This window comes from Afipia dichlorophenoxyacetatis (assembly GCF_055386385.1).
Window position 1 is genome coordinate 2173863 of sequence record NZ_AP029250.1, and the last position, 21988, is coordinate 2195850.

20 protein-coding genes are annotated in these 21988 nt (G+C 59.6%); 13 read left to right on the forward strand and 7 right to left on the reverse strand.

Annotated elements, in window-relative coordinates; translation table 11 throughout:
* Positions 1 to 42: 42 nt before the first annotated feature.
* Positions 43 to 780: a 3-oxoacyl-ACP reductase family protein gene (locus ACZ5C3_RS10215; protein ID WP_464037397.1), complete on the reverse strand. Its 738-nt coding sequence runs from the start codon at positions 778 to 780 to the stop codon at positions 43 to 45.
* A 424-nt stretch (positions 781 to 1204) separates the two neighbouring features.
* Here ACZ5C3_RS10215 and ACZ5C3_RS10220 point away from each other — a divergent pair, with 424 nt between their 5' ends.
* Positions 1205 to 2245 (forward strand): helix-turn-helix domain-containing protein, encoded by a 1041-nt coding sequence (locus ACZ5C3_RS10220; protein WP_464044688.1) that lies wholly within the window; start codon positions 1205 to 1207, stop codon positions 2243 to 2245.
* Positions 2246 to 2287: 42 nt separating this feature from the next.
* Here ACZ5C3_RS10220 and ACZ5C3_RS10225 read toward each other — a convergent pair whose 3' ends face one another.
* Positions 2288 to 2710 (reverse strand): tautomerase family protein, encoded by a 423-nt coding sequence (locus ACZ5C3_RS10225; RefSeq protein ID WP_464037399.1) that lies wholly within the window; start codon positions 2708 to 2710, stop codon positions 2288 to 2290.
* A 581-nt stretch (positions 2711 to 3291) separates the two neighbouring features.
* Here ACZ5C3_RS10225 and ACZ5C3_RS10230 point away from each other — a divergent pair.
* From ACZ5C3_RS10230 to ACZ5C3_RS10240, 3 genes are all read left to right on the forward strand, one after another.
* A complete protein-coding gene (locus tag ACZ5C3_RS10230; RefSeq protein ID WP_464037400.1) occupies positions 3292 to 3438 on the forward strand; it encodes a hypothetical protein in 147 nt (48 codons plus the stop codon).
* A gap of 335 nt (positions 3439 to 3773) precedes the next feature.
* Positions 3774 to 5165, forward strand: coding sequence for a cytochrome c peroxidase (locus ACZ5C3_RS10235; protein WP_464037401.1), 1392 nt, complete (start codon positions 3774 to 3776; stop codon positions 5163 to 5165).
* A gap of 543 nt (positions 5166 to 5708) precedes the next feature.
* Entirely contained in the window at positions 5709 to 7397 is a 1689-nt protein-coding gene (locus ACZ5C3_RS10240; protein WP_464037403.1) for an alkaline phosphatase family protein, read from the forward strand.
* Positions 7398 to 7581: 184 nt separating this feature from the next.
* On the opposite strand, the gene ACZ5C3_RS10245 is transcribed toward ACZ5C3_RS10240, so the two are convergent.
* Positions 7582 to 8958, reverse strand: a complete 1377-nt coding sequence (locus ACZ5C3_RS10245) for a tetratricopeptide repeat protein (protein ID WP_464037404.1) — start codon at positions 8956 to 8958, stop codon at positions 7582 to 7584.
* A gap of 18 nt (positions 8959 to 8976) precedes the next feature.
* Here ACZ5C3_RS10245 and ACZ5C3_RS10250 point away from each other — a divergent pair, with 18 nt between their 5' ends.
* The 5 genes from ACZ5C3_RS10250 to ACZ5C3_RS10270 all read left to right on the forward strand — a co-directional run bounded on the left by ACZ5C3_RS10250 (position 8977) and on the right by ACZ5C3_RS10270 (position 13171).
* On the forward strand, positions 8977 to 9267 hold the full coding sequence (locus ACZ5C3_RS10250) for a hypothetical protein (RefSeq protein ID WP_464037405.1): 291 nt from the start codon (positions 8977 to 8979) through the stop codon (positions 9265 to 9267).
* 469 nt (positions 9268 to 9736) lie between these two features.
* Positions 9737 to 10624: a haloalkane dehalogenase gene (locus ACZ5C3_RS10255; RefSeq protein ID WP_464037406.1), complete on the forward strand. Its 888-nt coding sequence runs from the start codon at positions 9737 to 9739 to the stop codon at positions 10622 to 10624.
* A gap of 254 nt (positions 10625 to 10878) precedes the next feature.
* Positions 10879 to 11577 carry an alpha/beta fold hydrolase gene (locus ACZ5C3_RS10260; RefSeq protein WP_464037407.1) on the forward strand — a complete coding sequence of 233 codons (699 nt, stop codon included), beginning with the start codon at positions 10879 to 10881 and terminating at the stop codon, positions 11575 to 11577.
* A gap of 59 nt (positions 11578 to 11636) precedes the next feature.
* Positions 11637 to 12509 (forward strand): DUF427 domain-containing protein, encoded by an 873-nt coding sequence (locus tag ACZ5C3_RS10265; RefSeq protein ID WP_464037409.1) that lies wholly within the window; start codon positions 11637 to 11639, stop codon positions 12507 to 12509.
* A gap of 206 nt (positions 12510 to 12715) precedes the next feature.
* Complete coding sequence (locus ACZ5C3_RS10270; protein WP_464037410.1) at positions 12716 to 13171, forward strand: VOC family protein; 456 nt, start codon at positions 12716 to 12718, stop codon at positions 13169 to 13171.
* Between the two features lie 115 nt (positions 13172 to 13286).
* Here the strand turns inward: ACZ5C3_RS10270 and ACZ5C3_RS10275 are convergent, their stop codons facing one another.
* The gene (locus ACZ5C3_RS10275) at positions 13287 to 14186 is read right to left on the reverse strand and encodes a LysR family transcriptional regulator (RefSeq protein WP_464037411.1); all 900 of its coding nucleotides are present in this window, start codon (positions 14184 to 14186) and stop codon (positions 13287 to 13289) included.
* A gap of 87 nt (positions 14187 to 14273) precedes the next feature.
* Here ACZ5C3_RS10275 and ACZ5C3_RS10280 point away from each other — a divergent pair, with 87 nt between their 5' ends.
* Genes ACZ5C3_RS10280 through ACZ5C3_RS10290 form a run of 3 tightly spaced genes read left to right on the forward strand, consistent with a single transcriptional unit; the run spans position 14274 to position 19187 of the window.
* Positions 14274 to 14879, forward strand: a complete 606-nt coding sequence (locus tag ACZ5C3_RS10280; protein WP_464037413.1) for a hypothetical protein — start codon at positions 14274 to 14276, stop codon at positions 14877 to 14879.
* Entirely contained in the window at positions 14872 to 16080 is a 1209-nt protein-coding gene (locus ACZ5C3_RS10285; protein WP_464037414.1) for an efflux RND transporter periplasmic adaptor subunit, read from the forward strand. The genes ACZ5C3_RS10280 and ACZ5C3_RS10285 overlap by 8 nt, the downstream gene beginning before the upstream one ends.
* Positions 16077 to 19187 carry a multidrug efflux RND transporter permease subunit gene (locus ACZ5C3_RS10290; RefSeq protein WP_464037415.1) on the forward strand — a complete coding sequence of 1037 codons (3111 nt, stop codon included), beginning with the start codon at positions 16077 to 16079 and terminating at the stop codon, positions 19185 to 19187. Before ACZ5C3_RS10285 ends, ACZ5C3_RS10290 begins: the two co-directional genes overlap by 4 nt.
* A gap of 50 nt (positions 19188 to 19237) precedes the next feature.
* Here ACZ5C3_RS10290 and ACZ5C3_RS10295 read toward each other — a convergent pair whose 3' ends face one another.
* Positions 19238 to 20011, reverse strand: coding sequence for a COG4705 family protein (locus ACZ5C3_RS10295; protein ID WP_464038310.1), 774 nt, complete (start codon positions 20009 to 20011; stop codon positions 19238 to 19240).
* Positions 20012 to 20712: 701 nt separating this feature from the next.
* On the opposite strand from ACZ5C3_RS10295, the gene ACZ5C3_RS10300 reads away from it, so the two are divergent.
* Positions 20713 to 21549, forward strand: a complete 837-nt coding sequence (locus ACZ5C3_RS10300; protein WP_464037416.1) for an outer membrane protein — start codon at positions 20713 to 20715, stop codon at positions 21547 to 21549.
* Between the two features lie 101 nt (positions 21550 to 21650).
* On the opposite strand, the gene ACZ5C3_RS10305 is transcribed toward ACZ5C3_RS10300, so the two are convergent.
* On the reverse strand, positions 21651 to 21812 hold the full coding sequence (locus tag ACZ5C3_RS10305) for a hypothetical protein (protein ID WP_464037417.1): 162 nt from the start codon (positions 21810 to 21812) through the stop codon (positions 21651 to 21653).
* 14 nt (positions 21813 to 21826) lie between these two features.
* A complete protein-coding gene (locus tag ACZ5C3_RS10310; protein ID WP_464037418.1) occupies positions 21827 to 21973 on the reverse strand; it encodes a hypothetical protein in 147 nt (48 codons plus the stop codon).
* Positions 21974 to 21988: the final 15 nt, after the last annotated feature.

The window sequence follows — 21988 nt, forward strand, 5'->3', positions numbered from 1 at the left end:
TAAGACCTGTAATGCGTAGAGGCTGAAGAGCATGTTCGGCACCTAGGCGGTCGCGCCGCCGTCGACGGTCAGCGTCGAGCCGGTGATGTATTGAGCCTTCGCGCTCGCCAGGAACGCGACCATGTTGGCGATGTCCTCCGGCACGCCAAACCGGCCCAGTGCCGAGACTTGATTGGCCATTCCCGCGTGCGGGCCGTTTGCCGGGAACATCTCTGTGTCGATAGAGCCTGGCTGCACGAGGTTGGCGGTGATCTCCCTCGGCCCGAGCTCCCGCGCCAGCGCTTTCGTGAACGCGGCCAGCGCCGACTTGCTTGCCGCATAGGCACCGAGGATCGGCGTAGGGACGCGCTCTGCGACACAACTGCCGATGGTGATAATGCGACCGCCGTTGGCGATGTGCGCCAAGGCGGCTTTGCTCGCGATCAATGGCGCGCGAACGTTGATGTTCAGGAGTGCGTCGATATCGGCGAGCGACATGTCCTTGAGCGCACCCACGCGAAGAATTCCTGCATTGTTGACGAGGATATCAAGCCCACCCAGTTCGGCGACCGCCTTGTCGACCGAGGCCTGAACGGCATCGCCGTCCGCGTTGTCGGCCTGTATCGCCACGCCTTTGCGCCACTTCGCTTCTATGGCGCTGACGACCTCCGCGGCACTCTCCGCGGATTTCTCGTAAGTGATCGCGACATCTGCACCTTCAGAGGCGAGTTCCTTTGCAATCGCCGCGCCGATACCTCTGCTTGCTCCCGTTACGAGAGCTCGTTTTCCCTCTAGCGTCATGTGTCTCCACGTCTGCAATGATTGATACAGAATTATCTAAGACCTTGAACGACGCGCTCGAAGACTCACACTCTCTGTCTTCGCTCTCTGCAACGTGTGATTGTCAGGATTGGAATCGAGAGTCCCGATTCAGAAGATCGCATCATTGCGCTGCTTGTTCGTCTGCGGACTTTAGAACCGCCACACTAAGCAGCTGTGATCTCAGGTGTCGTGAGGCGATCGCGCCCAGTCGTGCGTATCAGCGCGCACTGCCTGGCGCGCCGTGGGGCTGACACCATCTCGGAGGCGTGATCTGGCGTGAGGCAGAGTTGAGCGGGACCTGTCTCGGGGTCACGCTAGGTTCATGAATGTCTGCCTGTAGCTTCGGCGCGGGCCGTTACAAACCATACGACTAGGCTTTCAGGATTATTTCCACGTGGAGTCGATGATGCACCTGAACGACGATTTCAGTGCTCCAGAATTGAACTATGACGGTTTCCGAGCTGCAATGCGCGAGGATTGGGGATGGTTTACTCCTGCTCGCGAAAACAAGCTCTTCGCCAGCAAGGTGCGCACGCGGCGTGTCTGCGGATTCGCTGCAGTGGATCTCACCTGCAACGCCGCCAGCCTTGAGCGGACGAAACTGGACATTCGCCGTGATAGTATGGAGTACTATTACGTCACAGTTCGGGATGTCGGCGAATCGATCATCATTCACAACGACCGAGTCGTGAATATCGCTGCTGGCGATGTCATCCTGCTCGATTCCACAAGACCCGTGACATTCGTCTCGACGGGCCAACCCGGGTGCCCACAATGGCTTGGTTTGCAAGTGCCGCGCCAGAACCTGGTGTCGCATCTCGGCTTCGCGCCGCAAGGCGGCGCGTGCGGCCGGCGGCAGGCGCAAGCGGCACGTCTGCTCTATCAACTCGCTCTTGACCCCGTCGGCAATGCAGAACCGGCGTCCGCAGCGGCTGATGAATTTATGCGTCTGGCGGTCTATGATCTCATCGGTGCACTGTTTGCGCCGCCCGTCCCACTTGGCTCATGCCACACCGACAAGCTGTTCTCGCGCGCCTGCGGCATCATCAAGGATCGCTTTGCCGATCCGGATATCTCTCCGTGCGAAGTGGCTGCCGAGATGGGAATTTCACTGCGCTATTTGCAGAAGCTGTTCACGATCCGCGGGTCGACATGTGGTGACTACATAGCTTCGCTCCGTCTGGATCACGCGGCACATCTGATCGAACGCCGCGCGTTGATGAAGACAGGTCAACCTCTCAGCGATATTTCCTATGCCTGCGGGTTTCGTGACTACACACATTTTGCGCGCAGATTCCGCCAGCGTTTCGGCACCACGCCGGGCGCCGTCGGAGCAGGCGCCACCGGTAACGACAACGCAGAGTGCGCGTCGACATTGGCGGATCAGCTGCCCCGTTGCGCTGCTCCTTGCTGCCAAAGGCTGCATAGAAACTTGGCGGGTTGATAGCCATCGCCGCGATCAGCTCGCTGAAGGTTGCGCTCACACTCAGGTATATGCCGACGGACGGTCCTCTTTGACCCAGTGCTTTTCAGCCTCAGAATCGGGGGCCGGCGGCTTCATCCCTTGGATGGTCCAGAAATCGAATGGCGTTTCGTCAATGTGGACCTCCCAGCGATAACCACGCTCGCTTACGAAGGGATTGAGCGTGGTGTTGATGCGTTCAAGCCACCACGCTCGCAGCTCGGGAGCAGTTGCGCGAGCAATCTGATCAATCCAAATCCTGACAAAATCGTTCGTTGCCTTTCCGCCGACAAAGAACGAGTCCTTCGGCAACTCGTGAAAGACAACGCTGACATAGAACCGGGGCAAGCCGACATCCGCGTAGAGGTCCGTGATACGCGTTGCAAGCGTGCACTTGTCCTCGGCGGAGTACGCATTTTCCGGACCGTAAATATGCCACAGAGGCATTCGAGTTATCCTTGTTTAGCTTTGGTGATATTCGCCGAATCTAGTCGGCTGTGACCTCAGGTGTCGTGAGATGATCGCGCCCAGTCGTGCGTACCTGCGCGCACTGCGTGGCGCGCTGTCGTGCTGACACCATCTCGGCTGCGTCGCGCCAAGGTCCGATCCAAGCCCGATCCAAAGTCCGGTTATCTCATCTGCCCCTATCGCCTCAGCGTCTCGTCGCGCGCCACGAGCCTCGGTGGTGGCCAAGGATTGCAGTCAAAGATTGCGGCCCAGGGTGGCTATGTGAGGGGAGTGCGGCATGAGAGCGCACGGACGCGCGCTCTGGTTGCGGCTATCATCCCGCATGAGGCACCTGCAAAAGCAAGCGCTGTCACGTGGCAAGCGCTTCACTGCAGAGACATCCAGTGTGGCGGTTCAGAAGTCCGCATTATTCGTGGGGCGAGTCCGGAATGCGGACTTCTGAACCAAAGCCACACGAGAACAACAACTTGCTAGTGTCCTTCGATTCCGAAGTTCGCAAACGAAGGTGCCGCGGATTGATGCGAACTTCGGAATCGGGGCACGAGACATGAGAGGAATCCATGGTCCCGATTGATGAGCGGCCCGATGATCTGGAAGCGGTGTTACTTTTGTCTGCGCTTGGCGTCGTGCTGTCGCTGGCCGTGATCACCATGGTGCCCGAGGAGGCACTGCACTGGATGACGGCGCTGGGAGCGGCGCGGCATTGATCTCGCGCATTGGTTGAGCATCAATCATTGTGCACATCAGGGTGTATCGCGTCACGATCAAACGTGTACGCAACACATCAACCTGTCACAAAACAGCAATCGGTACATTGATAGAAGACCCCAGCTCAATGACGGCGGGGTGGCCTGCTTGCATCGCCTGATTTCGATCAAGACCGGTACGGCCTTGCCGAAATTCCAGGCGCAGCAGGAATCACCGATCGGCTTGGATCGATCAGCTTGCATCGATTGGCTTGCGTTGAGCGGCTGGCATCGCGCAGCTGGCGAGATCGGATTTTCGCTCGCTTCAATATGTCGTTTCGGATTGGGGCGAGTGGATGAACGTTCGAGTGTTTCTGTCAGCGGCGGCTGGTCTTGCAACGGTGCTGGCTCTTCAGCATGCGTTGGCCTTTCCGGTCGAGGGCGTGAACACGTCGCTTCCCGTCGGAACGGAGCTCGATGACGATGCGCTTTGGCAGCCGCGCGAGCAGTTCCATTCTGAAGCGATCGAAGGCCAGAAATCATATCTGGTGAAGCTCGGAAACATGGCATTCAACACGCCTGCGATTCTCGGCGGCACCGCGCTGAAGGGCGACGTCAGTTGCGGCACATGCCACCTCAACGGCGCCAATAATCCGAAGCTGTTCATCCCGGGATTGTCGATCCGGCATGGCGGTTTTGATACGACGAGCGCTCTGTTCAATCCGAAAGCCGAGAATTCCGTGCTCGATCCGGTTCGGGTGCCGAGCCTGCGTGGCGTGCGTTTTCTCGGGCCCTACGGCAACGACGGCAGAAAGTCATCGCTTCGCGATTTCGTCCGCACCGTGATCGTCGATGAATTCTCCGGTCCTGATCCCGCGCCCGCGGTGCTCGATGCGCTGGTCGCTTATATCGAAGATATCGATTTTCTGCCCAACCCCCGCATCAGCATCGGCGGCAAACTGGCGGCGGGCGCCAGCGAAGCTGAAAAGCGCGGTGAAGCGCTGTTCAGAAAGCCGTTTCCGCAAGACGCTGAGCTCAGCTGCGCGGGCTGTCACATTCCATCTGCCGCGTTCGTTGATAACAAGCGGCACGATGTGGGCTCAGGCGGTCTCTACAAGACACCGACGCTGCTGAACGCCAATTTCAATGGGCCTTACTTCCACGACGTGCGTTTCGAGACGATCGATCAGGTCGTCGACTATTTTGATCGTTCATTCACGCTCGGCTATTCGGCCCAGGATCGGACCGACATGGTGGCCTATCTGAAGGCGATCGGCGATGCCACGCAGCCTTATGAACGCATCACCATGGCGATCCTGCTGCAGGATATTTTCGATTTTGCCAGCTCGCTCGGCCCCGCCATTCAGGCGCATGACAATGGCATCATCACGCTCACGGTCGCAGCCGTGGGTGGCAATCTGGGTGATGTGATGGACCGCATTCCGGAGCAGGGCGCCCCCGGCGTATCAGGCGGCGAGAAAGAACGCGAGGCTGCACGCAATGCGCTGAAAGAAGCCGTCGCGATTCTGGAGCGGGTCGGCAGCAATGCTGCTGCGGGCAAATATGACGACGCGGCGCGCGAATATCAAAACTACAATCACTTTATAAGTGTCGAGGTGCAGCCCGCTGTCAGTCGCGCCGAACCATTTTCGCTGCTGAATAAAGACGTTCATGACGCTTATTATGCAGCTCTGCGAGAGCAGCTCGGATCTCACAAGAATCAAGCGCTCGAGTCGTACAACAGGTAAATGGGCACGTGACCGGATAGGTCATTGACCGCGTCGCTGGCCAAATCATCGGTCAGTACAGAATAAGTCGCCGCACAAGTCACTGGTTGGATGTGGGCATTCTGGATTCGCGCGCGTGATGCGCCGCGCATTCCTGCTTTCGTTCAATGCAGTACCCGTGATTCCGTAACCTGCGCTTGCATTCGCTGTTTATGACGCACGTAGCACGTGTCGCAACATCGTCGTGTCGCGGATTCTCTTGCGAATGAAGCCGCAAGCACGATGAAAAACATCACATTGAAAAGCATCGCACTTCGATATTTGAAGAATTGTATCGCTATTCGCGACGAACATCGCTGCGATCTTGCGTTTACGCGTGAACATTCGAACGCATTCGCCAAAATGTCGCACCCCTGAAATACGCGTCATCTAAATACCGGCTCGTCTTTTCTTGCTGTCTCTCGCTTCGAGAGTCTCGTCTTCCTTATCTGGGGGTTTTTAATGTTATCGCCGACACCTCGTCGTCCTCTTCGTCAAATGCTTCTTTTATCGGCAGCGTCGCTGATGCTGTGCTCGTCCGCCGGTCTCGCCAAGGACAAGGCCCAGCAGACTGCTGCTGACGATACGCAAACGCCAATCAAGCACATCGTCGTCATCATTCCTGAGAACCAGACGTTCGATCACTATTTCGGAACTTATCCGTACGCCGCGAACATTGCCGGCGAGCAGAGCTGGATCGGCGTGCCTGCGCCGAAGTTCGTCGCGCGCAAGGGCACTCCGACCGCCAATACGCTGGCGGCGAATCCTTCCCTGCTGACCAACAATCCGAACCGCAACATCTTCGGAGCTCAGGCCAATCCCCATCGCGCGAGCGGGAACGACGCCGTGACTTGCGACATGGGCCACGACTACGAGCCCGAGCAGAAGGCGCTCAACGGCGGCAAGGCTGATCAATTCCCTGAGACCACTGCCGGCAAGGGCACGGCTTGCCAGCCGGACGGCACAACCGTCATGAGCTATTACGACGGCAACACCGTCACCGCGATGTGGAACTACGCTCAGTACTACTCCATGAGCGACAACTCCTTCTCCACGACCTACGGCCCGACCGTGCCTGGCCACGCCAACCTCATCGCCGGCACCACGCACGGCATCATCGTGCATGACCCTTCCAACCCGTCGAACCCGAACATGTCCGGTTTCTACGTCAATCCGAAGGACAACTCGGTTACGCTCGTTGACGCAAACCTGCCTGGCTATCTCGACGATTGCGGCCCAGGCCGCACGTTCGAATTCACCGGCAAGAACGTCGGCGATCTGTTGAACGCGAAGAACGTGACCTGGGGCTATTTCCAGGGTGGCTTCCTGCCGAGCGCGCCCGCGACGTTCGATGCGAACGGCAATGTGCTGACGCCTGCGGCTTGCAACACCGCGCACCAAGCTCACCAGATGGACATCAACGGTCAGACCTACCTGGTGCAGAACCCGAGCGTCAACAACCCGGGCGTGGACATTCACGCTCTGGCCAAGGACTACTCCACCGGCGTGACCCCGTTCATGAAGTTCGCGAGCACGCGCAACGTGCACCATCTGCGGCCGACCTCGGCGGACATGATCGGCAAGACCGACCAGGCCAACCACATGTACGATATCTCGGACTTCTTCACGTCGCTGAACGCCGGCTCATTGCCGTCGGTGAGCTACGTCAAGGCGCCGGTCTATCAGTACGGCCACCCATCCAGCTCCAACCCGCTCGTGGAGCAGGCCTTCATCGTGCAGACCATCAACGCGATCCAGCAGTCGCCTTTCTGGAAGGAAACCGCGGTCGTTATCGTGTGGGATGACTCTGACGGCTGGTACGATCACGTGATGCCTCCGGTTCTGACCCCGTCGGCGACCAACGTCGACTTCCTGTTCGGAGTTGGAAATTGCGGTACGCCGGATCCGAACGCTGAGCAGGCACGCTGCGGCCTCGGCCCACGCCAGCCTCTGCTCGTGATCTCGCCTTATGCGAAGTCGAACTTCGTCGATCACACCCTGACCCATCAGGCTTCGGTGCTTCGCTTCATCGAAGACAACTGGAACCTCGGCTTCATCGATGGTCCGGTTGCTCCGCCGAAGGGACAGGGCTCGGTTGACCGCTACGCAAACTCGCTCACCAACATGTTCGACTTCAAGGGCAAGCCGAACGTGACGCCTCTGATCCTCGATCCGGTGACCGGAACGGTCGTCTCGGGTGGCGATAACAAGTAAGGCGATCGCCCAACGCGATTGAGTGACGCTCATCAGCCCGCCGCAGGCATTGCCTGCGGCGGGTTTTTTATCGCGCATGCTGATCGACAGACACGCGATGCGCTCCGTGGCGAACGCCCCGCCTTGCGTCAGCTATTCGGGTGAAGTCTGTTTTTGATCCGAGCCGGATGTTCGCTCCGCCTTTTTATTGAGGCATTTGCATCGCCGTTGCCGCCTTTTGATAGATGCGCCTCAAATCTTCCACCAAATGAAATGCAGCTTCGAATTGTCTGAAACAGTAGTCGGGTTGCAAATGTCGAAGGCGCGTCCATTCAGCGTTGGCTTCATCCATGCGTCCTACCGTCGCGAGCGTTAGGATTGCGATCGCTCGCGCGTGGATGTGAGCGTTCGGTTGCTCGGCGCCGCGAATGGCAAATGCAGCGGCTTCCTCTATTTTTCCTTGTCGCAGCAACGCGAAGGTCCGTGCGCCAAAGATCGCAAACAGCATCGGATCCAATGGACTGAGAAGGGCTGCGGTGTCGGCGGCTTCGACAGCGCGCACAGGATCGCCGATCTGACAATGGACCATCGCAAGGGAGTAATGGGCCGAAGCATAGCTCGGGCTTAAACGGGTGGCTTGGTCAAGCGCCGTAATTGCGCTCTCCTGGTCTCTTCGAAGCCATAGTGCTCGACCCATCGCCCAGTGTGCGGCTGGATCGCTCGGGTCCACCTCTAGTCCCCGTCCAGCCGTATTTAGAGCTAAAGTGATCTCCTGTTCACGGTCACGCGTTCTTAGCAGGAATGCATTCTGATAGTGCGTGAAGGACAAGCCGGCGTAACTTCGCGAGAAAGTCGGGTCAAGAGCGATGGCTCTCTTGAAGAACGTCTGAGCCTCGCGATTATCCTCGTCAGTAAAACGGTACATATTGGCGACGCCACGATGGTACGCCTGCCATGCATCGAGCGAGGCAGGCGGCATGAGGAGCGCTCGATTGCGTTCTATGATGTGAATCTCCGCATCGAGACCTGCCACGATCTGCGAAGCTAACGGGTTCGCCGCAGAGAACGCATCGCCGATCTTGCAGGAAAATTCGGCGACCCAGAAGATACGGCCGCTCACGGGCTCGATGAGCTCAATTGATGCAAGATAATCCGCGCCATGGCGCTGCAAGCGGCCGCTCGCGACATATTGCGCGTTCACACGGGCGGCCGCCGCGACCGGCGATTGACCAACCAATGAGGATACTGTGCTTTGGGCAATAGTGCTCACGCCGCGCAGCTTGGCGATGCCAAAAATAATGTCGCTCGTAACATTGCCGGCATCTGCGGCGTCCTCGGCCGTCGCCGTGGCAAACGGCATCACCAGGAGTGTAGGCCTGCGCGTCTGCGCCACCTGCTGATGGCCCGCGGTATCGAAGCTGGAGCTTTGGGGCTGGAAGGCTTTGGCAGGTTTGTCACGCTGTTGTTGCACGCTCGCAAAAGCCGACCTTAGCGATGCCGGGTCGATGCCTTCATTTTGAAAACGCATGATGGACGCTTCAATCTGGAGCCTCGCTTCGGCATAGAGCGCGCTGTTGATCAACGCGCGAACCAGCGCGACGTGAGCTATTTCATCGAACGGCGCGACTTCGATGAGCTCCCGCAACACTTCAATACGCTCCTCAGGCGGCAATATCGTGCTAAGGCGCTCAAGGAGCTGTTGGCGCAATTGACCAAAACGGTGCCGCTGGCCCGCGAGCCAGCTTTCGAACGATGGAGCCCTTTCAACCGAAAGACCTTCGAGAAAGTCGCCGCGGAAGTGAGCCAGCAGGGACCGAAGGTCGCTCGACGATCCACTGCGCAGCGTCGTTTGGGTATGGTGCGCAACCCAAAGCGCATCGACGTCGAGTGAATTGGCTTCAATCTGAACCTGCTTGCGATCAGCGATCAGTCGTATTGCTGTGGGACTGTCGACTAACGGCCGCAGCTTGGAAAGGCACCAGCGCAACTCGCTTCGCGGATCGTCGGCGACATCCCAGAGCAGCTCGCACAGTTTTTCGCGGGAAATGGGCCGCGCCACCATCGCGAGGTAGGCAAGGAGAGCGCGAACCTTGCGCGAGGGCGGCTGGGGCAGGGGGCTCCCATTCCGCATGACCTGCAGCGGTCCCAACAAAAGCACGCGGTCCGCCGATAGGCTTGCCATTTCCATGATCGCTCCAACGCTCACTCCAACGATGGCGGCCTAAAGCAGGAAGCCTCGGACATCGTGTGGCAACTCGGGTTAGCATACTTCGAGTTTTCGGCGGAAGAGAAAAGTCCAAATTAATCAATCGTTTAGCAACGGCTTTGGTGAGGCCGCGTCTGCCTCAAAAGGAGCAATCATGACATCCGCGGAATTTCCTTACAAAAAACAGCGGTGCAAGATCCTTGGCCGTGAGATGGCGTATGTGGAGGTGGGAAAAGGGGATCCCATCGTCCTGCTCCACGGCAATCCAACCTCGTCATACTTGTGGCGCAACGTCTTGCCGTATCTGGAACCGCTGGGCCGCTGCATTGCGCCCGATCTGATCGGTATGGGCGACTCCGACAAGTTGCCCGATAGCGGGCCCGACTCCTATCGCTTCGTTGAGCACCGCCGTTACCTCGGCGCGCTGCTTGAGGCGCTGAATGTGCGCGAGCGCGTGACCTTGGTCATTCACGACTGGGGTTCGACACTCGGCTTCGACTGGGCCAACCATCACCGCGATGCCGTGAGGGGTATCGCATATATGGAGGCGATGGTGGGCCGGCAGTATTGGGATCACTGGGACAAATTCGGAATGCGGCCAGTGCTGGAGGCGCTACGCTCCGAGGCCGGCGAGCAGATGGTTCTGCAAGACAACTTCTTCATCGAGAAGATCTTGCCAGGGGCAATCCTGCGCAAGTTGTCGGACGCGGAGATGGCGGAGTATCGCCGACCGTTCAAAGAACCCGGCGAGGGCCGCAGGCCAACACTGACATTTCCCCGGCAAATCCCGATCGAAGGCGATCCCGCCGACGTGACGGCGGCCGTTGACGCTTACGCGGACTGGCTGAAGAGCAGCAATGTGCCGAAGCTTTTCCTGAAGGCCGAGCCCGGTGGAATCCTCGCGGAGGGCAAGGTTCTTGAATTCGCCCGAAGCTTGCCAGCGCAGACCGAAGTGACTGTCAACGGAATCCATTTCGTCCAGGAAGATTCGCCGAACGAGATTGGCAGTGCCATCGCGGCGTGGATGAAGACGCTGGCCTGACCGGCAAATCGACAGCCGGCTTTCTTTACAGTGCTGACGGCGCGCGGTGACGACGAGCGAAGAGACAGTGACGCCCAATAGGAGGAACGCCTTCTCCGATGGCGTGTTCGTCGCCGCGGGCCTCGTCGCACTTCGTTACCCGATCAGTGGCATGGCGATGATCTGCCTTTGCCTCATCGTTTACCTGAGCCCGGGGGCACCGAGCGCCGCACGTCAACACAACTAGCTTGAGTCATCTGAAGAGGAACGTTTCTATGGCAGAATTGAAGACAGCTCCGACTTTCGTAGTCGTTCACGGAGCCTGGGCGGACGGATCGAGCTGGCAGAAGGTGATCGAAGCACTTCAGGCCAGCGGCGCAAACGCAATAGCGGCCCCCATTCCACTCACGAGCGTTTCGGACGACGTTCGAGCCTTGGATCGCTGCCTGGCAAGGATCGAGGGGCCGGTCGTGCTGGTCGCGCACGCCTATGCCGGCGTTGTCATCGCGAGCACGCAGAACGAAAGCATCAAGGGCCTGGTCTTCGTCGCAGCGTTGGCGCCCGACGAGGGCGAAACCATCGGCGAAGTGTTTGGCCGAGGGAAGCCGCATCCAAATGCACCTCAGCTGGCTCCCGACAGTGACGGCTTCATCTGGATGCCGCACAGCGCATTCGCTACGGCCTTCGCACAGAACGCCAGCCCGAAGGAGAACGCACTGTTCGCCGCCGTGCAGCGGCCGATCCATGTCGCCTGTCTGCAGGAAAAGGTTCGAAAGCCGCGCTGGAAGACCCTGCCGTCCTGGTACCTCATGGCCGAGCAGGATCGCATGATCAACCCCGAGACGCAGGAGTTCATGGCGCAGCGGATGAAAGCCAAACTTCGGCGGTTGGATGTCGATCATACGCCAATCGTGACGGCACCAGAGCGTGTCGTCGAATTGCTGCTCGAGGTCCGCGAATCCGTCTCGGTCTGATTTTGTGTCATTGATCGAGGTCTCAGGGCCTCGATCATCCAACCAGATAGGAGAAAGCCGTGGGATTGTCCTGGCAACAAGGTCCGCTCTCAACGGGACCAGTCGGCAAGTTCCTGGTACCCGAGCCACTGCCGAAGAAACTCCTATACGTCGAGCGTTTGCGCAGGCGCATGCGTGTGCGCTTGGGAGGTCGTTGGATCGCGGAAAGCGAGAATGTCCTCGTTCTATTCGAACCGGGCCGCTATCCGGTAGCCTACTTTCCGGAGGGTGATGTATCTCCACTTGTGTTGGAGCGCACCGACTACACGACCCAACACTCGGATCTCGGACTCACGTCCTGGTTTAGCGTCCGAGCCGACGAGCAGCACGTCGCGGCGCGAGGAGCGTGGCAGCACACTGGGCTGCCCGCGTACGCCAATGAATTGCAGGGACGCGTCGCGTTCGCTTGGCGCGCGATGGATGCTTTCTACGAAGAAGACGAGCGTATCCTCGGCCATGCCGCGGATCCGTATCATCGCATCGACATTCGTCAGACTTCCCGCAACCTGGTCGTCCGCCAAGGCGAGCGGATCATCGCCGATACCAAGCGGCCGCTGGTTCTCTACGAGTCCGGTTTCGCGCCACGCTGGTATGTTCTACGCGACGACGTCGACACATCAGCTCTCACGCCTGTGAAACTCCAGACGTTCTGCCCGTACAAGGGGCTCTGCAGCTATTACTCGATTGGCGACGCGCGTCAGGCAGCGTGGTCATATCCCGACGCCTATCCCGAGGTTCGCCGCATCTCGAACCTGGTGTCGTTCGAACCTGATATCGTCACGGTGCATCTCGATGGCATCCAGCTCCGTCTTGAGCCTGGTCAGTCGGTGGTTCCGCACGGTCCCGATCGCAACCTCGACCTCGCCGAGTTGGATCGCGCTACGAGCAGCTAGGCGGCATCCGGCCCCACGTCTCAAGACGAAGCAGCGTCTGCCTCGACTGCGATCGGTGAACTCGGCCATCCGTGCGACATTGTATGGGAGAAGGCGAGTGCGCACCGCGATCTGGATAGATCGTATCCAAGGCAGCCGGCTGAATTTGGAAGCCTGATCGGCGTGGTGAGTTTCCAGAACGGCGGATTGGTCGAAAGGAAGACGCGATGAATACAGCCGAAGCATCAGTCATAACGTTCTCTATCGAGGTCATCTCGTTACCGGTGAGTGATGTCGATCGCGCGCTGCGGTTCTATGTCGATCAGGTTGGCTTCACGCTCGATGTCGACTATGCGCCGAGTGACACATTCCGCGTGGTGCAGCTCACACCGCCTGGCTCCGGCTGCTCGATCCAGATCGGCAAAGGACTGACCGACGCGCTCCCCGGATCACTCCGCAACACTTATCTGGTGGTGACCGATCTGGAGGCGGCACGGAATCGCCTGCTCGAACACGGCGTTGAGGTCAGTGTGATCCGTCACAAGGTCCCCATCGATGCCTGGGACGGACGTTTCGCTGCAGGACTGGACCCTGCGCGCAGGGACTATGCGAGCTTTGCCGATTTTATGGACCCCGATGGTAATCGTTGGGTGCTTCAGGAACGGGGATACCGAAATCCATAACCAGTTGTGCCAACGTCTCTCGCCCCTGGGGTTCCTCGCGCGCGCGGGCAATTGCAGAGAAAGCCGTCGCAGGCGTTGCCTGCGGCAGTTTTTTGCGTCGTCGGCAAATAGCGATTCAGATCGACTTGGCTGTCGCAGCTATTGTGTCGCGCAGCCAGCGATGTGCAGGCTGATCATCGAACCGGCGATGCCACAGCATGATGCTTTGCAGATGGTCTGCATCAAACGGCAACTCCCGAATCTCGATCGGATAGGTGCGACGGAATTCCTGCGCGAGCTTGCGGCCGAGAACTGCAACCATATTTGATTGGACAAGGACGGCGCCCGCCGACAGATAAGGGGCTTCCAGCGCAATCGATCGCGTCATTCCATGTGCAGCCAGGGTCTGGTCAACGAAACTCAGGTTCTCACCGCTGGATGATATCGACAGATGCTGAAGCTCGGCGAACGCCGCGAGTGTGAGCTTGCGCCGCAATGCCGGATGGCCCTTTCGAAACACCGCCACATAGTGATCCTGAACCAGCGGGCGTGACGCGAAACGCTCTGCCGGCTCGTCGCGTGCGGAGATGGCAAGATCGAGCTGGCCCCGTTCCAGCAGTTCGGCAAGATCAAGCGTTCCGCTTGGACGCAGCGACAGACGCACCTTCGGCGCCTGGGCCTGGCATGCAGCGACGATCGAACCGGCCAGCGTAACGGCGGCATAGTTGTTGACGGCGATGACAAAGCGCCGTTCCGCGGTCGCCGGGGAGAACGTTTCCATCTCCAGCGCGAGCTGGAGGTCGTTCAGGACCTTGCGGACGGGGAGGGCGAGTTGCTCCGCGCGCGGCGTCGGCATCATTCCCGCCGGCGTCCGGATGAAAAGGCGATCCTTGAGCAGATCCCGGAGCCGGTTGAGAGCATGGCTCAGCGCAGGCTGGCTCAGGGCCAACGCGTCGGCAGCCCGCATCACGCTGCGTTCGCGCAGCAGGGCGTCAAACACCAGCAGCAGGTTCAGATCGAAGTTGCGAAGATTCATGGCCCGTCTCCGGCAATATTCATTTCATGAATTGGGATGTGAAATCAATGCATTTGATTAATTCGAGGCGAGGCCGATATTGCGGACATGATCAAATCACCCCACAGGATTTCCGGTCTCGATGCGCAGCCGCAGGCCCTCGTCGCGTTCGTGCGGAACGCCGCGGAACCCGATGCCGACGCGGTCAACCATCGAGCGCTGCGCGAGCAGGTGGCGCCGCTTGCGGACTGGGTCGAAGTCGACATCAGCACTGCGCCCACGTCGCAACGCCAGAGCTGGCTTCGGCGCGAACTCTCCAGCGCGCTCGGCCGCAAGCACATGCACCTTGGCCAACTCGTCATGCTGGGTTGGCACGATACGGCGCGCATCGCGCTCGATCTGATCCTCAAGGGCGCGATCACATGCGCGGGCATCGTGGCCGTGGATGTTCCCTGCACATTGCCGCGCGATCCGATCGCTGCGACAGCCGCAAGCATCCGCATCGTTCGGCATGACAGCGAGATGGGCGGGCTGGAGGCCGGCCTGATCGATGCGCTGCGTCAACAGGATGCGGACATCCGCCTGATGAATCTTCCGGCGGGTGGAACTCACGCTCGTGATGTCACGACCCGCGCCGCCGCAACCTTCCTCTCCGAACTCACCGCCAAAGCGTGCCGTCAATCCTCAGCAAGCAAGGGATCGAGCCATGTCTAAAGTTCTTCTGATCGGCGCGACTTGTCTTTCCGCAAGTGTCGTGATCGCAGCCTGGACCGGATATGCGGCGATGGCCCAACCGGCCAAAGCCACACCGAAGATATCAGCTCCGGATATTACTGAAACTCATCCCGGCAAGCCCGCCGTTCCCGTGACGGCAACAACAGTCCTGCAACAGGATGTGCCGATCGTGCTGGAGGGACTGGGAACGGTCCAGCCGCTCAACACAGCGACGATGCATTCCCAGGTGCAGGGCACGCTCACAAGCGTCGATTTCATTGAAGGGCAGGAGGTCAAGAAGGGCGAGGGATTGGCGCGGATCGATCCTCGGGTCTTTCAGGCCCAGGTCGATCAGGCCGAGGCCGCGCTTGGCCGCGACCAGGCCTTGCTCGCAAACGCGGAGACGGAACTCAATCGCTCGCTTCCGCTGCTCAGCCGCGGGTTTGCCACGCCGCAAACGGTCGACACGCAAAAGGCGCAGGTCGGGCAACTGCACAACACCGTCAAGCTGGACGAAGCTGCGCTGGAAGGCGCCCGCACGCAGTTAAGCTTCACGACGATCACCGCGCCTTTCAACGGCGTCACCGGAATCCGGAAGATCGATCCGGGCAATGTCGTTCATCCCAACGATGTGAATGGTCTGGTCACGCTGACGCAGATCCAGCCGATCTCGGTCATCTTCACCCTGCCATCCGCCGACATTGCGAAAGCACAGCAGGCGCAGGCGAAAGGTCCCGTCGTTGTGGAAGCCTACGACGCTGCCAACAAGATCAAGCTGGACGAAGGCAAATTGCTGCTCATCGACAATCAGGTCGACGCGGCCACCGGCACGGTGCGCCTCAAGGCCATCTTTCCGAATGAAAAGCGAGCGCTTTGGCCCGGTATCTTCGTCAATGCTCACCTTGTCATCGCCGTCGAACATAATGCGCTGGCGTTGCCTTTGCCCGCCGTTCTGCAGGGTCCGGCCGGACCCTTCGTCTATGCGATCTCGCCGTCGCAACAGGTCAGCATTCACGCGGTGACGACCGGCCAGTCGCGTAACGGTCAGATCATCGTCACCAGTGGGCTGAGCGCGGGCGAGAACGTCGTGCTTGCCGGACAATATCGACTGTCCGAAGGCGCCCGCGTCGAGGTCGTGCCGCCGGATCGGCGGAATGACGTGCAGAATGCATCAACAGCAAGCGCAGGGATGTTGCCATGAATATTTCCGCAGGATTCATCCGCAAGCCCATCGCCACCGCGCTGCTGATGGTCGGCGTCACACTGGTGGGCCTGCTTGCCTTTCGGCAATTGCCGATCTCGGCGCTGCCGAATGTGGACACGCCAACCATCCTCGTCACGGCGCAACTGCCGGGCGCCGATCCGCAAACCATGGGCGCGTCGGTGGCAACACCGCTTGAACGGCAGTTCGGACAGATTGCCGGACTGACTCAGATGACATCAAGCAGCGGCCTCGGCAACACGCAAATCACGCTGCAATTTGCATTGAACCGAAGCGTGGATGCGGCGGCGCAGGATGTGCAGACCGCGATCAATGCGGCGGCGGGGCAGCTTCCGAAGACGATGCCGTCGCCTCCCACCTATCGCAAGGTGAACCCGGCGGACGTGCCAGTGCTGCTCATCGCGCTGACCTCTGACACCATCCCGCTGACCAAGGTCGACGACTATGCCGACAGCATCCTGGCACAGAAGCTGTCGCAAATGCCGGGCGTTGCGCTTGTTACCATCGGTGGCGCGCAGAAGCCTGCCATTCGTGTTCAGGTGAATCCCGCCAAGCTTGCCTCGGCGGGACTGGATCTTGAACAGCTTCGCACAGGCCTTGCGGCCGCCACCGTCGATCAGCCCAAGGGCGTACTCTACGGGCAGCGGCAAGCCTACACGCTTGCGGCGAACGATCAGCTGCTCGCCGCGCATGACTACGACAACCTGATCATCGCGTATCGTGATGGCGCTCCGTTGCGGCTTCGCGATGTCGGTCAGGCCATTCCCGGCGCTGAGGACATCACGCTTCACGGCTGGTACAATGACAAGCCGGCCATTGTGCTGGCTGTTCAACGCCAGCCCGGCGCCAACGTCATCGGCACCGTGGACGCCATCAAGGCCGCACTGCCGCAGCTTGTGAAAGCGCTGCCGTCCGACATCAAGGTCGAGATCGCATCCGACAGGACGCAAACCATCCGCGCCAGTGTCGACGACGTGAAGTTCACCCTCGTTCTCACGATCGGGCTCGTGGTCGGTGTCATCTTTCTGTTCCTGCGAAAGTTCTGGGCCACCGTGATCCCCGCTGTCTCCGTTCCGATCTCGCTGATCGGCACGTTCGGCGTGATGTATCTGCTCGGCTATAGCCTCGACAATCTGTCGCTGATGGGCCTGTCGATCGCCGTAGGATTCGTGGTGGACGACGCCATCGTGATGATTGAGAACATCGAGCGCCACATCGAAGAGGGGCTGTCTCCGTTCGAGGCAGCGCTCAAGGGCGCGGGCGAGATCGGCTTTACCATCGTGTCCATGTCGGCCTCGCTGGTGGCGGTGTTCATTCCGCTCCTGATGATGGGCGGCGTGGTGGGCCGCATGTTTCAGGAATTTGGGGTCACCGTTTGTGTCGCGATCGCAGCTTCCATGCTGGTATCGCTGACGCTGACGCCGATGATGTGCGCCTATCTACTCTGGTCGTCGCATGAGGTCAGCCAGAATCGTGTGTCGTGTGCGCTGGAGAAGGGCTTCACTGCGCTGCAATCGGCTTATGAAGCCGCGTTGCGCGTGGCGCTGCGCTTCAAGGCCATCACGCTCGGAATCATGCTCGCTACGGTTGCCTTCACGGGCGTGCTGTTCGTGATCATCCCCAAGGGCTTCTTTCCGCAGCAGGACACGGGACTGATCACCGGCATCACCGAGGCCGCCGCCGATGTCTCGCCGGATCAGATGGCCAGCCTGCAGCGCGCGGTCATCGATGTGATCTCGAAAGACCCGGCGGTCTCGAACGCAACCGGCTATATCGGGCCGGGCGGACCGACCGTGACGGAAAACAACGGCCGTTTGTTCATTCTGCTGAAGCCGCGCGACCAGCGTGACGCCAACGCCGATGCGATCATCCGGCGGCTCGACCAGAAGCTTCAGAAACTGCAGGGCGTCGAGGTGTTCATGCAGGCGACGCAGGATATCAATCTGGCGAGCCGTCTCTCCAAGACCCAGTACCAGTACACGCTCACCGACGTGAACAGCGACGAGCTGGATCAATGGGCCACACGGCTCTATCAGAAACTTCGCAACATGCCCGAGCTTGCCGACGTTGCGACCGATCAGGCCAATGCCGGACGTCAACTCAAGCTGCAGATCGATCGCGACGCGGCTTCTCGCCTCGGCATCGATCCGTCCACCATCGACAACACGCTGTACGATGCGTTCGGGCAGCGCCATGTCGCGCAGCTGTTTACGACCCTCAACAGCTACTACGTTATTCTGGAAGTCGATCCGTCGTTTCAGCTCGGCCCCTATGCGCTGAACCGGATCTATGTCCGCTCGTCCAGCGGAGCGATGGTACCGCTTGGCCAGTTCACCAAGGTGGAGGCGGGGACCGCGCCTCTCGCGGTCAATCACCAGAGCCAGTTTCCATCGGTCACGCTCAGCTTCAATCTGGCTCCCGGCGTCGCCGTAGGCAACGCGATCTCGGCCATTCAGGCCACCACCGCCGCGCTTCACATGCCTGACACCATCACTGCGAACTTCCAGGGCAACGCCCAGGCATTCCAGTCATCCTTGAAGAGCACGCCGATCCTGATCGTTGCCGCACTCATCGCGGTGTATCTGATCCTCGGCATGCTTTATGAAAGCATCATTCATCCCATCACGATCCTGTCGACATTGCCGTCCGCCGGTATCGGCGCGCTGCTGACGCTCATGGCATTCGGATTTGGCCTCGACGTCATCGGCCTGATCGGCATCATCCTGCTGATCGGCATCGTGAAGAAGAACGGCATCATGCTGATCGATTTTGCCCTGCAGGCTGAACGGTCTCGCGGTCTGAGTGCGGAGCAATCCGTGTTCGAAGCCTGCAAGACCCGCTTCCGGCCCATTCTCATGACGACCATGTGCGCCGTGCTCGGCGGCATTCCGCTGATGATCGGAACGGGCACGGGGTCGGAGCTACGGCAACCGCTCGGCTTCGCGATGGTCGGCGGGCTTCTTCTGTCGCAGTTGCTGACGCTGTTCACCACACCGGTGGTCTACATCTATCTGGATCGCATCAATCACTGGGTGACGCATCTCAGGCAAGGAGGTGGCACTGCGACGCAACGTGCGGGTGTGTAATGCGAAGGCATGCCGAGTCGTCGCCGCCTTTGGACTTGCCTGAGATTGCCCTACGCGGGTTTGTTCGCTGCGCGTTGAGGCAGCAACGCAACCAGCCCGACGATCAGAACGGCCAGCACTCCCGATGCCGCGTAGCGGCTGAGCGCCAATCCGCCGTGATCGAGAGGCTTGTCGAGAAAGTCACCAATCGTGGCGCCGAGCGGACGGGTGAGCACAAAGGCGATCCAGAATAGGACGGTGCGCGAAACGTTGGTCCAGAAGTAAGAAGCAGCGACGATCGCGAGGCCAACGGCGAAGACGGCTGCACCGCCTCCATAGCCAAGGCCGGTCGAGTCCGCCATCCAGTCGCCGAGCGCGGTCCCGAGCGTCTGCGAGAACATGATCGTCATCCAGTAGAAGGCCTCGGCCTTTCGGGTATGGATCGAGGCGATGGAAATGGTGCCCGTCGAGCGATACCAGACGAACAGTGACAGAACGAGAAGCACGATCAAAAGGGACGAGCCCCCGAGGTAGCCGATCCCGAGCGAGCGATCGACGAAGTCGGCAAGCGTTGTTCCGACCGTCGTCGTCGCGACGATGACCGTCCAATACAGAAACGGATGAAAACGCTTCGCCGCTATCTGCGCTGCAACGGCGATCGCGAAGATCGTGGCGAAGATGGCGGTGCCGATCAAGTAACCCAGATTCATCGACATCGTTACGGCGTCGCCGCCGGTTTCGCCCAATGTCGTCGCGAGGATCTTGATAATCCAGAATCCGGCTGTGACTTCCGGAACCTTGCGAACGATGTCTTCCACGACGAAATTGTTACGCACCTGATCCATGCCAAATCCAATTCGGTTTGTGCTTGCATCGGACGCACCCGGCGGTGTCCGATGTCCAGCATCAGGAGAAATGCAAGTGATGGCGACGCTGTCAAAGCAACTTGGCGCGAGACTGCTTGCATTTCGCGGCATCCGGCGTTCCGGCACGAAGTGTGTAGAGGGTCCGGTCAATCGCTCTGTCGACCGTGTGCCAATCCGAAGCCGCGTGTGGAGGTTGGATCCCAGTTCAGGCTCTTCGGTCGCGAGATCGCCGGCGGCAGTTCCAAGCGCGAACGTGAAGAGGATCGCGCTCCAGTAAAACAGTTCGCGCCGCGTTGTGACGATCGTATGAACGGAGAGGGTCTTCTGGACGCGGTATCGCAGGGCGTAGGTCACCGGCAACGCACCGGTGCTGGCATAGAGGCTGATCTCCAGTTTGTTCGACAACGCGGAACGGTCGTCTCGGGTGGTGACAACCACTAACGCGACCACCGAGACGAATTGAGCACGACAATTCGCTCGCGCGCAGCATTGCCTGCGGCAGTTTTTTGCGTCGTCGGTGGTGGGTTCGCACGTTGTGTCTCGCTGGTCACACACTGTCTGATTTGATGGAGAGTACGGAATAGTTAAAGTTCGAGGGCCGTCAAATCCAATCGCCAGCCTTTGGAAAACACTACCTTCGCGCCTCGGAATCGATCGTTCGATCGGGCAGGGGATGGGCAGTGAAGAGCTTGAGGATTTTGGGGCTGGCCGTGGTTGCCATTCTGGGCGTCACGCCGATCGCTTCGGCCGCCGACACAGGAGGCGCATCGGGCTGGAGTGGTTGGTACGCTGGCGTGAATGCCGGCGGAGGCTGGGGACGTTCCAATTCGGATGTCGTCTTCGATCCAAAATCCCACTTCCTGGATACGGCCGCGGGTGACTCGGCCTCCAAATCAATCAGCGGCGCGCTGGGGGGCCTTCAGGCGGGATACAACGCGCAAACGGGGGTCTTCGTTTTTGGTTTCGAAACGGACCTCCAGATCACCGGCGAGAGGAGTGACGCGTCATCGACTGTTATGCTCACCCACCAAAACGGATGTTTCGGGCCCTGCGGGCCGACGCCGCTGCCGCCAATGGTGACGAAGGCGCCTTTCGACTCCACGCAGAAGCTGCCGTGGTTCGGGACGCTTCGCGGACGGCTCGGTGTGACGCCGTCGGCCGGTTGGCTGGTCTATGCAACCGGCGGGCTTGCCTATGGTGAGATCAAGACCAACGCGACCCTGACTGTGCCGCCAGGTCTGCCGTGTATAAATAGTGGATGCACCGCTCCGCCGGGCGGAGTTGCCGTCGGCAATTTCAGTCAAACCAGAGCCGGGTGGGTCGTGGGCGCGGGTGTGGAAACAGCGCTCGGTGGACATTGGACCGGCAAGCTCGAATATCTCCACGTCGATTTCGGCGACATCAGCAACACGTTCGCACCCGTCGCACTATATGCCTTTAACGGGACTTTGAGAACGAATACCCGTCTGACAGACGAGATCGTGCGCGTCGGTGTGAACTATCGTTTCGGCGGGTAAGTCCCGCGACATACGACATGCGACGATCACGATCGTCACCGTGAACGCATGCCGCTTCATTGTCTCGGATCGTGAATCGCACGTAAGCCGCTCTGATTTCTTTAATGCGTATTGGTGCGTTGCCAGCGTTCGAGGTCTTCAGGCGAGAGCTCTCCCGGATCCTGCTCCTTCTCGACCGGTTGCTTCCACGGCGTGTCGGTCTGCTTGAAAGTCTCCTTGTCGGTCCGCTGTCGCGGATCGTCGTTCGGCTTCTCACGCTGCATGTCGCACTCCTGCGTCATTTCGATTGAACATTTGAATTCAAGGAAACGCTTTCGGCTGTTGCCAGGTTTATCTCTTTCGAAGCGTTGAGCGAGGCGACGGCCTGCAACACCAGAAGCAGAATGGCCAAGATCCCACCCATTAAAAGGAAATGGTCTTTCATCGATCTCCTCGGCCG